The sequence below is a fragment of the Tardiphaga sp. 215_C5_N2_1 genome, from assembly GCF_052076055.1.
GTDB lineage: Bacteria > Pseudomonadota > Alphaproteobacteria > Rhizobiales > Xanthobacteraceae > Tardiphaga > Tardiphaga robiniae.
Genome location: NZ_CP197240.1, coordinates 426,468 through 438,305 on the forward strand (window position 1 = coordinate 426,468; position 11,838 = coordinate 438,305).

Sequence of the window (11,838 nt, forward strand, 5' to 3'; positions counted from 1 at the left end):
CGTCAGCCCTTCGGCCGCTTCGGTGCCTTGCCGGAGCGGCCGCGCGGCGTGGCGGTGGCGCGCAGCACCTGTCCGACGATGGCGGCGGCCTTGTCGATCTCCTGTTCGTTCCAGGCGGAAAAGCCCATGAACAATCCCTGGCCGGCCACAGGTCCGGTGAAATACATCGATAGCGGGCGGCCGGTCACGCCGAGCTCGGCAAGTCGTGCCGAAATGGCGCGGTCGTCGCGATCGAGATCGAGATGGGCGAGCAACTGCATACCGCCGGCCGGCGGTTCGATCGTCAGGTGATCGCCGGCATGAATTTGCAGTGCCTGGAGCAGGTGATCGCGCCTGCTGCGATAGACACGCGTCATCTTGCGGATATGCGCTGCGAAGTGACCGTCGTCGATGAATTCGGCCAGCGCATCCTGCACCGGCGCCGGCACGATATGGCTGCCGTGGCGCTGCGCCTTTTCGAACAGGTCGGCAAGATCCGGCGGCACGATGGCGTAGCCGCTGCGCACGTCCGCGAACATCGGTTTCGAGAACGTGCCCACATAGAACACGCGGCCGCTGTCATCGAGGCCCTGCAGGGCGGCGACGGGGCGGCCGTCATAGTGGAATTCGCTGTCATAGTCGTCCTCGACGATGGCAGCCCCGATGTCATTGGCAAATGCAAGCAATTGCTGCCGCCGGCTCACAGGCATCAGCCGTCCGGTGGGATGCTGATGCGACGGGGTCACGAAGATCAGCCGCGGGCGATCGCGCCGGCCTTTGATGGAGAGGCCGCTGCCATCCAGCGAAATGCCGCGCAAGGTCGCACCGGCCGCATTGAGCGCCGCATATGCGCCGCCATAGCCGGGGCTTTCGACCCAGGCGAGATCGCCGGCATCGAGTAACACGCGCGCGATGAGTTCAAGCGCAGACTGCGCCGATGGCATCAGGACAATCTGTCGTGCCTCGGCCCGCACGCCGCGATAGGCGATGAGATGGCGGAGCAGGGCGTTGCGCAACGAGGCGCGATTGATGGCGGGATCGCCGGTCGATCCGCGTCGCGCCGCGCGGCGCAGGCAGCGCGCCCAGATGTCGTGGGGAAACAGCCGCGCATCTGCCAGCGCCGGGGCCAACAGCAGAGGCCGCCCTTTGTTGATGAACGGCCAATCCGACTTCTGCACGCGCTCGGCCCAGCGCGACAGGCCGAGCGGCTTCGGCGTCTTGCCGGCAATGTTGCGTCCGGTGAGCAACGCCTTGCGCTCGGCGGCGGCGACCATGGGGCGTCGTCCCTGCGTGACGTCGAGATAGCCCTCCATCGCCAACTGATCGATGACGGTCGAGACGGTGTTGCGCGCGAGGCCGAGCTGCTGCGCGCAGTCGCGGCTCGACGGCAGGCGATGGCCCGGCGGCAGCGCGCCGCTCAGGATCGCCGCGCGAAGCTGATCATAGAGCTGCCGCGTCAACGTCTCGCCGCTCGCGGATCCGCGAGCGATATCGATCAGCCCTGCGAGAATGTCGCCCATCAAACTGGCTCAGTCATTTTTACTGGAATGGATCTTTGATTGGGGCCAGTAAAACCTAGTGTCCTCGGTCTGTCGAGTGCGCCATGCACCGAAGCCGTGAGATGAAGCCATGTCCGAATATCCCCTGTCGCGCCGCACGGCGCTGCTTTTGTTTGCCGTCGTCGTGACCATGTGGGGGCTGAACTGGACGCTGACGAAATTTCTGGTGCAGCACATTTCGCCGCTGTGGTCGGTGGCGATTCGCGCCGTGATTGCAGCGCTCGCTCTTGCGGCGATTACGCTGGCGCGCCGGCAATTCATCGTGCCGCGGCGCGGCGACATGCCGGTGATCGTCAGTGTCGCGGTGCTGCATATGGGCCTATTCTCGGTGCTGGTTGCCTTTGGCCTGCAATTCGTGCCGGTCGGGCGCTCCATCGTGCTCGGCTACACCACGCCGCTCTGGGTTGCGCCCGCCGCTTGGCTGCTGCTGCGCGAACCCGTTCCGCGAGAACGTCTCGCGGGCATCGTGCTGGGGCTTGCCGGCATCGCTGTCATGTTCAACCCGTCGGCATTCGACTGGAGCAACGGCAATGCGTTGATCGGCAGCGGGCTGCTGTTGCTCGCGGCTTTGTGCTGGGCAGCGAATATCGTCTATGTCCGCGGCCATCGCTGGATCTCCGAGCCGTTTCAACTCGTGTTCTGGCAGGCGCTGCTCGCGAGCGTGCTGCTGACAGTACTGGCGCTGATGCGCGAAGGCGTCCCCGCTATCGCCTGGACGCGCGAACTCGTCGGCGCTTTGCTGTTCGGCGGGATCTTCGGCACGGCGCTGGCGCATTGGGCGATGGTGATCATCAACCGCAGCCTGCCGGCGACCATCACGTCCCTCGGTCTACTGGCGACGCCGGTGATGGGCGTTGCGATCTCCGCACTGGTGCTGGGCGAGGCGATCGAGCTGTCGCTGATCGCCTCGATGGCCATGATTCTTGGCGGGATTGTCGTCGGAACGATGTCGCGCCGGAAGCCAGATGTTGTGCCGACGACGCAACCTATCCCAGTTGCCGCTCGACCATCTCGCCAATCGCCTTGAACACCGTCTCCAATTGCGGAGCCGTCGGCGTGCCGCCCTGCGTATAGGCGGCGATGACGACGGGCTGGTCCGGCTTCGGCCAGGTCACGGCGATGTCGCCGGCGGCGTCCTTGCCGTTATTGCCGGTCTTGTCGCCGATCTTCCATGTCTTGGGGAGTCCGGCGCGCAGGCGCTTGTCGCCCGTCTTGCAGTTCACCATCCAGTCGGTGAGCTGATCGCGCGACGTGGGCGTCAGCACATTGCCGGTGACGAAGCGTTTGACGTTGCCGGCCATCGCGGCGGGTGTGGTTGTGTCCTGCGGATTGCCGGGGCGCGAACGGTTCAATAGCGGCTCGTTGTGATCGAGGCGCGAGACGCTGTCGCCGGTCCTGTTCCAGAAGGCGGTGAGGGCGGCCGGACCGCCGACGCGCGCCAGCAGCTTGTTGGCGCAGGTGTTGTCGCTGAGCTCGACGATGGCCTTGCACATGTCGGCGACCGAGAGCGCGCCCTTGGCAAGATTGTCGCGCGCGACCGGCGCGTAGTCGAGCAGGTCCGCCGCGGCGTAGGAAATCATCTGATCGGGCTTGTCCTCGCCGCGGTCGATGCGGGCGAGCACGCAGGCGGCGAGCGAGGCCTTGAACGTGCTGCACATCACGAAGCGCTCATTGGCGCGCCACGCGATCTTTGCGCCCGTCTTCAGGTTCTCGGCATAGACGCCGATCCGCCCGCCGGTGTCGCGTTCATAGGCTTGCAACGCCGCCGGTGCGTCCTTTGCCGCTTCCTTTGCAGCTTCTTGGGCAAAGGCCGGCCACGCCATGAGCGCTGGCGCAGCCGCCAGCAATGTTCGTCGATTGATCATCATGGCGTGTCATTCGCGGGCGAAGAGGGAGAATTGATGGCGGGCGATTGGAAGTCCGCAATTTCGCGGGGAAGGGGATTGCGCTACACTCTGATTCTGGCGCGGCCCACGCCTCCCCCCTCCAGCGGGAAAGTATCGATCATACCGGGCTCTCTGATCACCGAACCAACTGTTCGAGCATCAAGCATAAGGAGGGGTTGTGACAACGCTCGCACCAGGAGGTTCTCACAATGCGTCTTTCTGCGCCTGTTTATCAATTGAAGCGCAAGGCCAGGCTTCTCTCCCGCGCCGATAACATTCCGCTGCACGAGGCACTTGATCGGATCGCCGTGCGAGAAGGCTTTGCTGCCTGGAGCCTGCTGGTGGCGCGGATGTCTTCGGTGACACCTGCCGCGAAACTGTTCGAGCAACTGTCTCCTGGCGATCTCGTGCTGGTCGGCGCGCGCCCGGGCCATGGCAAGACGCTGATGAGCCTGAAGCTCGCCGTGGAGGCGATGCAATCCGGCCATCGCAGCGTGTTCTTCTCGCTGGAATACGCTGAAAAGGACGTGCTGGACCGTTTCAGTGCCATCGGCGTGGACCGGGCGCGTTTCGATACGCTGTTCGCATTCGACAATTCCGACGACATCTGCGCGGACTACGTCGCCCGGAAACTGGCGGACGCGCCGCGCGGCACGCTTGTGGTGATCGACTATCTGCAACTGCTCGATCAGAAACGCGAGAACCCGGCATTGATGGTGCAGGTGCGCGCGCTGCAGTCATTCGCGAGGGAACGCGGGTTGATCTTCGTCTTCATCTCGCAGATCCACCGGTCCTACGATCCGGCTGTGAAGCCATGTCCTGATCTGGACGACGTCCGGTTGCCGAATCCTGTCGATCTCGGCCTGTTCAGCAAGACGTGTTTTCTGAACAACGGCGACATCAGGTTTCAGGCGGCGCGTTAGTCAACGACGCGGGCCGACACAGGCCATGAACAACAAGAGTCGTCATGGCCGGGCTTGTCGGCCATCCACGCCTTTCATGGTCGCCAAGACGTGGATGCCCGGCACAAGGCCGGCATGACGAAAACTTGGAACTTAGTACTAACGCAGAATTTTACGGCGCGGGGATCGCGAGCAGGCTCGAAATGCTGCTGCCGCGGATGTCGTAGACCTTGGCGAAGACGACGTCGTCACGCTTGATCTCGGCAATCACGGGGGCGGTGAGGCCCTTGCAGTAGAACTCGCCGAGCGTCATCGCAAAGTCGGCCGACTGGCTGTCCCAGCCGATGGTGAAGTCGGGACCGAGCGCGACCTGTGCCGGACGCTGCGGGCCGCACACGGCGACCTTCCACTTGCGGCCGACCGGCGGGCTTTCCTGGCGCTCGACGATCTGCTCGCGCAGCGCATCGGAGGCCTGCTTCAGCGCAAGGCCCCAATAGTCCAGCATGTACAGCGCATCGGCCTGGCGAACGGTGCCGGCGATGTAGTTGAAGTGGGTGTACTGATACGGATGCAGCCGGATCATCTCGGCCGTCGGCAGCATCAGGCCGAAGGAGAACACGGCGACGGCAGCCGCTTGCGCGCCGCGATGATTGACGCGCAGCCAGTCCATCAGCGCCGCGAAAGCCGCGCCGCCGAGCACCGCCATCGGTGGGAGCACGAAGATGAAATGCCGGATGCCGTTATACAGCGCCGGGCGCTTCACCATGGCGATCACCAGTGGCAGAGTGGCGGCAAAGGTCAGCATCAACAGGATGGTCTTGCGACGCGCCGGCACGGTGTCGCGCGACAGCGACATGATGGTCAGCGCGATGCCGCCGAAGGTGAGGCTGAGCAGCACTTCCGGAAGTTGCAGCGCGAACAGCGTTGGCAGATAGGACCATGGCATGTCCGGCACCGAGATCATCGCGCCGTCGAACATCTCCTTCCACGGCTTTTCGAAGAAGTGAGAGAAGTAGCCCAGTGCGCGCAGCGGATTGGCGGGCTCGAGAATCGACCACGGCCAGATCAGGCCCATGATCAGATAGCCGAAAGCGAGGCCCGGCAGCAGCACGTAGAGCACATGCAGCAAGCGGTGCACGCTCTCGCGCACGCCATTGGTGCGGACATCCTCGATCCACAGAGGCATGAAGCCGATCACTGCGTAGATCAGCGTGAGGCCGGCGAGAATGCGGCAGCCGATCGCGCAGCCGGCACCGAGGCCGAGGATCAGAACCGTGCGCGGCGACGGGTTCGGATATTCCTGCGCAAGGCGCACCAGCCCGAGCATCAGGATGACCATCGCCACGGCGAAAGGCGCATCCTTCGGGTTCATGAACATATGACCGTAGAAGGTCGGACACAGCGCCAGCAGCAACAGCGTGGCGAGGCCGCCCACGGGGCCGGCGACGCGGCGCCCGAGACGCCAGGTGACGCCGAGGCCGATGACGCCGACGATCGCGCCGAGCAGGCGTCGCGTCTCGAACAGCTCCAGCGGGATGATCTTGTGCAGCAGCGCGGCCGCCATATCGAAGCCGCCGCCATACATGTAGAGGTTTGCAAAAGACAAAGCGCCGGTGTCGGTGAAGCCCGACCCGTACATCTTCAATAGAAGATCTGCATATTCAGCGTGGGTATAGTCGTCCCATCCGAGACCATAGTCCCGGAACGTGAAGCTTGCGACGATACTGACAACGACAAGCGCCAGGATGGCGAGGTCGTCACACGTCCGTTCCACCGAGCGCCTTACTGGCGTGTCGATGGCCGCAGTCGTAATCGATGACATGGCGATGGATAACCCGGTGTCCCCAATGGCTCGGCTTTAGCGCTCTTTGAGCCTCGTTTCCCCGGCATCGATATAGCGCACTTCTCTTTTGAAGTAATTGAGAATTGTGGCTGAAGTTTCTTAATGCGTTGCAACAAACAGGACAAGGTAAAAGCTTTACCGTTTAGGGATAGATCGGCGTCGGCTGTCCCAAACCTGTTGTCTCCGGTGGAAGAAAACTCTCCCAAAACTTACCACCAGGCCGATGTACAAGGGATGAACGCAAAATGCCGTTTGGCGGTGCACGCAATATGACGCTATCGTGGCACCCATGACGAGACTCGCGAGTGGTCCGTCGAGGAGTTCGAAGACTATGAAATTGCTGCTGATTGCCGGGATCGGGGTCATTCTGGCGGGCCTTGCCGCGATCGGCTTCGGCATTCCGGTCAAGGAATTCGGCTTCGGCAATACCCTGATCCTGACTGGAACGGTCGGCGCCTGCACCGGCCTGATCATGGTGAGCATGGCGCTCGCCGTCGGCGAACTGAAGAAGTTTGGGCCGCAGGGCGAGATCGATGAACCGGTTCCGTCGCCCCGGCTGCCGCGCCGGGAACTGAAACTGCCGCCGGTTCCGGGGGAGGACGCAGAGGAGGCGGATGACGCGCCCGCGCCGGCCCCGCTGTTCAGCCGTGACCAGCCGGCCGCGCGGCCTGCCGTTCCGGAGCCAGGTGTTCCTCCGTGGCAGGACGAAGTGCTGCGCGACCGTGAGCGGCTCGCGTCCGCTGCTGCCGAGGCACCGGTGCCTGAGGAGCCGAAGCGTCGCAATCTGCTGTTCCAATCATCGCGCCGGGAGCGGGAGAGGGCCGAGGCAGCTGCCGCATTCGAGGCGGCCATGCCAACGCCGGAGGCGCCCGCCGAGCAGCCGAAGAGTTTCGAGGATGCCTGGCCGCAGCCGGATCGGTCGCGCTCCGACGCGATCCGCCGCGCCGCCCGTACCTCGTCCTCGCCAAGCGACAAACTGCCGGATGCCGCGCTGATCCCGGATCGCTACGTTCCGCCGACGCCGGCTGAAGAGCCGTCGCAAGCACCGGACGTCACCGTGCTGAAATCGGGGGTCGTCGATGGCATGGCCTATTCGCTGTATTCCGACGGCTCCATCGAGGCGCAGATGCCCGAAGGCATGATGCGCTTCGCCTCGATCGACGAGTTGCGTGAGCATCTCGACAACAGGGGCTGACATCCGCTCAGCCATTTTCCGTTGGCGGTCACTTTCAGCTGATCTCGACTAATCTTGCACGCAGAATGAAACCGGCGCGCTATACGTTGTTATTGCCCTCGTGGCTGTAATGCCCGCATGATTGTCAAGTAAAGTGCGGCTCGAATCCTTGAAAGACGACGGACCATGAACGACATCGCCGGCAAGAGCTTCATCGATCTCACGGCGACGATCGTGTCGGCCTATGTCGGTCACAATCCGACACCGGCGTCCGAACTGCCGGCGCTGATCGGTCAGGTTCACGCCGCCCTGGTGCGGGTGTCGAACGGCCGGCCGGAGGTCGCAGCGGAGCCGGCCAAACCGGCGGTGTCCGTCAAGAAATCGATGACCGCCGAATATCTGGTTTGTCTCGAGGACGGCAAGCGTTTCAAATCGTTGAAGCGCCATCTGCGCACGCAGTACGCGATGACGCCGGAACAGTATCGCGAGAAATGGGGCCTGCCGGCCGACTATCCGATGGTCGCGCCGAACTATGCGGTGGCGCGTTCGCAGCTCGCCAAGAAAATGGGGCTGGGTCAGCAGCGCCGCCGGCGCAAGTGACCTGAACAGGTGACTTGAGCAAGCGATCTGGGCGAGTGATCCCGTAAGTAATCCGCACAAGTAAAGCTAAGCAATAAAGTCAGGTTCCATCCGCAGGAACCAATATAGAACAAATCGGAGACGAAGAAAGTTCTACGTCTGGATGCGGGATACATCTCCGGCCACGCGCAATTGGTGTGTGACAACACAGCCAGGCGATACGTGAACTTGGCGGGTATGACGGGAGACTTTCAAGCGGACGTTGAGGCCATCCCGCGCATCGATGCCCGACCGCGAAATCTTGGACGTGATCTGTCGGACGACGGGGGGTGGGCTTTGCTCGCAGGTCGTGGCCGAGGACTGCGATGAACTCTTCGCGCGCGCCGGCCGCGGATCAGTCGCAGTCGCCGCCGGAAACCCGCTTTCTTAATGCCGCGGCTTTGAGCGATCATGCGAAGGCACTGGTTCTTTTGAATAAAAGCCCAGAAAGGAATAAAGTCTAAAATTCTGCTTGCGAGGCCATTCGGGATGTGAGCTTATTATCCTAAATGGAGTCGTTCCGATGAAGACATCCCGCAGCACCACCACCAGGCATCCCGACCGCGTCGATCACCACCGCGCGCAGCATCTGTCGCTGGAAACGCGGCAGATCCTCACCGAGGACGGCGTCGCCAGCGTCCTCGTCAATGACAGTGAAAGCCCGCTCGGCTGGCTGGCCCGGCGCAAGGGCCGCGATGGTCGCTGCATGATCAGCCCGCATCAGTTCATCGCCGGCGAAAAGCTGCGCGCCGATTTCACGCGCGGCAACATGGCGCCGCGCATGACGGCGAACTGGGCCGCGCCGACCGGCGGCCGACCACGCGGGGCCGGCAGCAGTCCCGGCGAGATGACGGATATTATGATGACAGCGCGCCAGCACGTCAGTCAGGCGCTGGAGGCTTGCGGGCCCGAGTTTTCAGGGGTTCTGATGGATGTGTGCTGTTTTCTGCGTGGCCTCGAAGACATCGAGCGCGAACGCAACTGGCCGGCGCGTTCCGCCAAGGTCGTGTTGCAACTCGCGCTGGATCGCCTCGCGCGGCACTACGGCTTCGCCAGTGAGGTCAGGGGGCAGCCATCGAAAGTGCGAACCTGGCTCGCAGACGATGCGGCGTTCGAGAGCTAGGCTGCGGAGTCGATAGCGCGCAGCCAGATGAGGATAGATGCGAGCTTGACGACGGCCAGGTCGTGGCGGCGCTCATAGGCGCATCATCGATGCCGCGACGCCAAGCAGCTTTCGTTGACGCCTGCGCGTTTTGCCGCCATATACAGCGCATGAACAAGCTTCGATCAGCTGCATTGACCACCACGGCGACCGCTCACGGCGGATCGCCTTCTGGTCGCGCGCGCTAGAGACAAGCGTACTTCACCCAGAAAAGGCCCCGCCGGCGACGGACGGGGCCTTTTCTGTTTCTGATGATCCCCGTCCGCGCTTTTTCCCCTCGTAAGGAACACAGCCATGGACGATCTCGACCACAGAAATCTCGGCGTACAACTCAAACTCTGGCACCTGCAGGACGATGCGCCGGGCATGGTGTTCTGGCATCCGCGCGGCTACGCGATCTACCGGGTGCTGGAGGACTATCTCCGGCGCAAGATGCGCAGAGCCGGCTATGTCGAGGTCCAAACGCCACAGCTGCTGCCAAAGGACTTCTGGAGCCGCAGCGGCCACTGGGACAAATTCCGCGAGCACATGTTCCGGGTCGATGACGGCGAGCAGACGATGGCGCTGAAGCCGATGTCGTGCCCTTGCCATGTACAGATCTTCAACAAGGGTCTGCGCTCGTGGCGGGAGCTTCCAATCCGCTATGCCGAGTTTGGCGCTTGCCACCGCAACGAGCCGTCCGGTTCGCTCCACGGCATCATGCGAACGCGCGCCTTCGAGCAGGACGATGCGCATGTGTTTTGCCGCGAGCAGGACGTGGAGGACGAAGTCGCGCGCTTCATCGCTTTGCTAGACGAGGTCTATCGCGATCTTGGCTTCCCCGACTACGAAGTGGCGCTGTCGACGCGTCCGGCGATGCGCGCTGGCGACGACGCGGCTTGGGACTGGTCGGAGGCGACGCTCGGCGATGCCGCGCGGCAATGCGGCCTCGCGCCTCAAATCAATCCTGGCGAAGGCGCGTTCTACGGACCGAAGCTGGAATTCGCGTTGCGCGACCGGCTGGGACGATCTTGGCAGTGCGGCACGGTGCAGCTCGACAGCGTTCTCCCGCAGCGGCTCGACGCGTCCTACATCGCCGCCGACGGCAGCCGCGCGAGGCCCCTGATGATCCACCATGCCATCTTCGGATCGCTTGGCCGCATGATCGCGATCCTGCTCGAGCACCACGGCGGCGTGCTTCCTTTCTGGTTGTCGCCGGATCAGGTCGCCGTTGCGCCGATTTCGAAAGACCAGGCCGGATACGGCGCTGACGTCGTGGCGGCGTTCGAGGATGCGGGGATTAGGGCCGTTGCCTATGACGGCGCCGATACGCTTTCACGGCGCATCGTAGCGGCGCATGACATGGCGGTGCCGGTGATGGCGATCGTCGGCGGGCGCGAGATGAGGGACGGCCGGGTGAGCCTGCGCGAGCGCGACGGCTCACAGGCCGACGTTCCTTTGGCCGAGGCGGTGTCCCGGCTGCAGGCGAGAGCTCGGTCGGGCGCGCTTGGGGCTGAAGCCCGGTAAACGGGCCTCAGATGCGCTCCGATCAGTGGATCCCTGGCGGAGCGCTGGTGCAGCGCCCGCGGACGCTCGAGCCTATGGGGTCACGCCCTGGTTCGCATCTGCCAGGGTCTCGGTGGCGTCCCGGCGGATGCGCTCGACCATGGCGCGCAGGCCGTTGGAGCGCTGCGGCGTGAGGTGTTCCTTGAAGCCGAGCTCGTCGAACACCTTGATGGCATCGGTGGCCAGGATGTCCTCGGCCTTGCGGCCCGAATACAGCGTCAGCAGGATCGCAATCAGCCCGCGAACGATATGCGCGTCGCTGTCGCCGAGATAGCTGAGCACCGGCGTGCCGTGGTCGCGGGCGACCTGGCGCGACAGCCAGACCTGGCTCGCGCAGCCGTTGACCTTGTTGGCGGAGGAATGTTCCTCATCCGGCATCGGCGTGAGGCTGCGCCCGAGTTCGATGACGTACCGGTAGCGGTCGTCCCAGTCCTCGAGTAGCTCGAAATTATCGCGGATATCGTCAATTGTGGTCATCGGGGCCTGCAAGCAATGTCAGGCCCTATATAGGGACGAACAGCGCCGAAAGCGACCGCCGTTTGCGGTATTTATCCGCCGCAATCAGCCGTTTAGGGAGCAACGGTGGGCGGCTGCCACTCGGCGGCGAGGTCGTCCTGGGTGAGCGTGTCAGGTTTGACCATGGCGATCGTCCCCTGGTTTTCACCTTCGCCACCGATCGAGCCGGTGGTATCCGGCTTCTTCTCGGTGATGATCTGGTAGATTTTCTTCGCGCCGTCCTTGGCACGTTCGCCGATCACGGTGGCCGCATGGCCGCCGACTTCGCAGGTGGCCGGCTGGCGCTTGCAGAATTGAGCCATGTCGGACATCGCCGCACTCGCAGCCGATACCGCATCGGACGCGCCGATCTGCGGCAGCTTGTCCGATTCCGGCGTCTTGTCCCTCGGCAGCAGCACGAGCACGAGCCCGAGCCAGAATGCCATGCGAAGCAGGAAGAACATCGCGAACCCCGTTAGTCTCTTCGAACCGTTGCGATTTGTCGCAATTGGGATCGAAGTTAGCAGCAGTCGATAAATTGCAAGTATTTGCGATGCGGTTAAATCGACGAAAATTCGCTTCATTCGGTTTGGCGTAAATTTTCCATTGATGAGCTGTTCGTGCGTTTTCCGACACGATGTTGGGGATGCACACTTTCGAAACCATATGGACGCG

The 11,838-nt window shown here is 63.2% G+C and carries 11 protein-coding genes; 6 read left to right on the forward strand and 5 right to left on the reverse strand.

Features of this window, described 5'->3' with window-relative positions; genetic code table 11:
- Positions 1-2: 2 nt before the first annotated feature.
- Positions 3-1,499, reverse strand: a complete 1,497-nt coding sequence (gene pdxR, locus AB7828_RS01810) for a MocR-like pyridoxine biosynthesis transcription factor PdxR (protein WP_441229229.1) — start codon at positions 1,497-1,499, stop codon at positions 3-5.
- 109 nt (positions 1,500-1,608) lie between these two features.
- On the opposite strand from pdxR, the gene AB7828_RS01815 reads away from it, so the two are divergent.
- Positions 1,609-2,565, forward strand: coding sequence for a DMT family transporter (locus AB7828_RS01815; RefSeq protein WP_441229230.1), 957 nt, complete (start codon positions 1,609-1,611; stop codon positions 2,563-2,565).
- On the opposite strand, the gene bla is transcribed toward AB7828_RS01815, so the two are convergent.
- Positions 2,525-3,406 carry a class A beta-lactamase gene (gene bla, locus AB7828_RS01820; RefSeq protein ID WP_441229231.1) on the reverse strand — a complete coding sequence of 294 codons (882 nt, stop codon included), beginning with the start codon at positions 3,404-3,406 and terminating at the stop codon, positions 2,525-2,527. The two genes, AB7828_RS01815 and bla, sit on opposite strands and share 41 nt — an antisense overlap.
- A 227-nt stretch (positions 3,407-3,633) precedes the next feature.
- Between bla and AB7828_RS01825 the strand changes: the two genes are divergently transcribed.
- Positions 3,634-4,347 (forward strand): DNA helicase, encoded by a 714-nt coding sequence (locus AB7828_RS01825; protein ID WP_441229232.1) that lies wholly within the window; start codon positions 3,634-3,636, stop codon positions 4,345-4,347.
- Between the two features lie 151 nt (positions 4,348-4,498).
- Here the strand turns inward: AB7828_RS01825 and AB7828_RS01830 are convergent, their stop codons facing one another.
- Positions 4,499-6,148 (reverse strand): glycosyltransferase family 39 protein, encoded by a 1,650-nt coding sequence (locus AB7828_RS01830; RefSeq protein ID WP_089267010.1) that lies wholly within the window; start codon positions 6,146-6,148, stop codon positions 4,499-4,501.
- A 352-nt stretch (positions 6,149-6,500) separates the two neighbouring features.
- Between AB7828_RS01830 and AB7828_RS01835 the strand changes: the two genes are divergently transcribed.
- From AB7828_RS01835 to thrS, 4 genes are all read left to right on the forward strand, one after another.
- Complete coding sequence (locus AB7828_RS01835; protein ID WP_093759030.1) at positions 6,501-7,364, forward strand: hypothetical protein; 864 nt, start codon at positions 6,501-6,503, stop codon at positions 7,362-7,364.
- 165 nt (positions 7,365-7,529) lie between these two features.
- Positions 7,530-7,943: a MucR family transcriptional regulator gene (locus AB7828_RS01840; protein WP_089267012.1), complete on the forward strand. Its 414-nt coding sequence runs from the start codon at positions 7,530-7,532 to the stop codon at positions 7,941-7,943.
- A gap of 541 nt (positions 7,944-8,484) precedes the next feature.
- Entirely contained in the window at positions 8,485-9,084 is a 600-nt protein-coding gene (locus AB7828_RS01845; RefSeq protein ID WP_439076629.1) for a DUF6456 domain-containing protein, read from the forward strand.
- A 333-nt stretch (positions 9,085-9,417) separates the two neighbouring features.
- The gene (gene thrS, locus AB7828_RS01850) at positions 9,418-10,629 is read left to right on the forward strand and encodes a threonine--tRNA ligase (RefSeq protein WP_441229233.1); all 1,212 of its coding nucleotides are present in this window, start codon (positions 9,418-9,420) and stop codon (positions 10,627-10,629) included.
- Positions 10,630-10,701: 72 nt separating this feature from the next.
- Here the strand turns inward: thrS and AB7828_RS01855 are convergent, their stop codons facing one another.
- Together AB7828_RS01855 and AB7828_RS01860 are read right to left on the reverse strand one after the other, a co-directional pair.
- Positions 10,702-11,145, reverse strand: a complete 444-nt coding sequence (locus AB7828_RS01855) for a SufE family protein (protein WP_068734257.1) — start codon at positions 11,143-11,145, stop codon at positions 10,702-10,704.
- Positions 11,146-11,237: 92 nt separating this feature from the next.
- A complete protein-coding gene (locus AB7828_RS01860; protein WP_441229234.1) occupies positions 11,238-11,627 on the reverse strand; it encodes a DUF5330 domain-containing protein in 390 nt (129 codons plus the stop codon).
- Positions 11,628-11,838: the final 211 nt, after the last annotated feature.

Coding starts and splice junctions, on each gene's coding strand:
- pdxR (WP_441229229.1), bottom strand. CDS start 1,499: ATGGGCGACATTCTCGCAGGGCTGATCGATATCGCTCGCGGATCCGCG.
- AB7828_RS01815 (WP_441229230.1), top strand. CDS start 1,609: ATGTCCGAATATCCCCTGTCGCGCCGCACGGCGCTGCTTTTGTTTGCC.
- bla (WP_441229231.1), bottom strand. CDS start 3,406: ATGATGATCAATCGACGAACATTGCTGGCGGCTGCGCCAGCGCTCATG.
- AB7828_RS01825 (WP_441229232.1), top strand. CDS start 3,634: ATGCGTCTTTCTGCGCCTGTTTATCAATTGAAGCGCAAGGCCAGGCTT.
- AB7828_RS01830 (WP_089267010.1), bottom strand. CDS start 6,148: ATGTCATCGATTACGACTGCGGCCATCGACACGCCAGTAAGGCGCTCG.
- AB7828_RS01835 (WP_093759030.1), top strand. CDS start 6,501: ATGAAATTGCTGCTGATTGCCGGGATCGGGGTCATTCTGGCGGGCCTT.
- AB7828_RS01840 (WP_089267012.1), top strand. CDS start 7,530: ATGAACGACATCGCCGGCAAGAGCTTCATCGATCTCACGGCGACGATC.
- AB7828_RS01845 (WP_439076629.1), top strand. CDS start 8,485: ATGAAGACATCCCGCAGCACCACCACCAGGCATCCCGACCGCGTCGAT.
- thrS (WP_441229233.1), top strand. CDS start 9,418: ATGGACGATCTCGACCACAGAAATCTCGGCGTACAACTCAAACTCTGG.
- AB7828_RS01855 (WP_068734257.1), bottom strand. CDS start 11,145: ATGACCACAATTGACGATATCCGCGATAATTTCGAGCTACTCGAGGAC.
- AB7828_RS01860 (WP_441229234.1), bottom strand. CDS start 11,627: ATGTTCTTCCTGCTTCGCATGGCATTCTGGCTCGGGCTCGTGCTCGTG.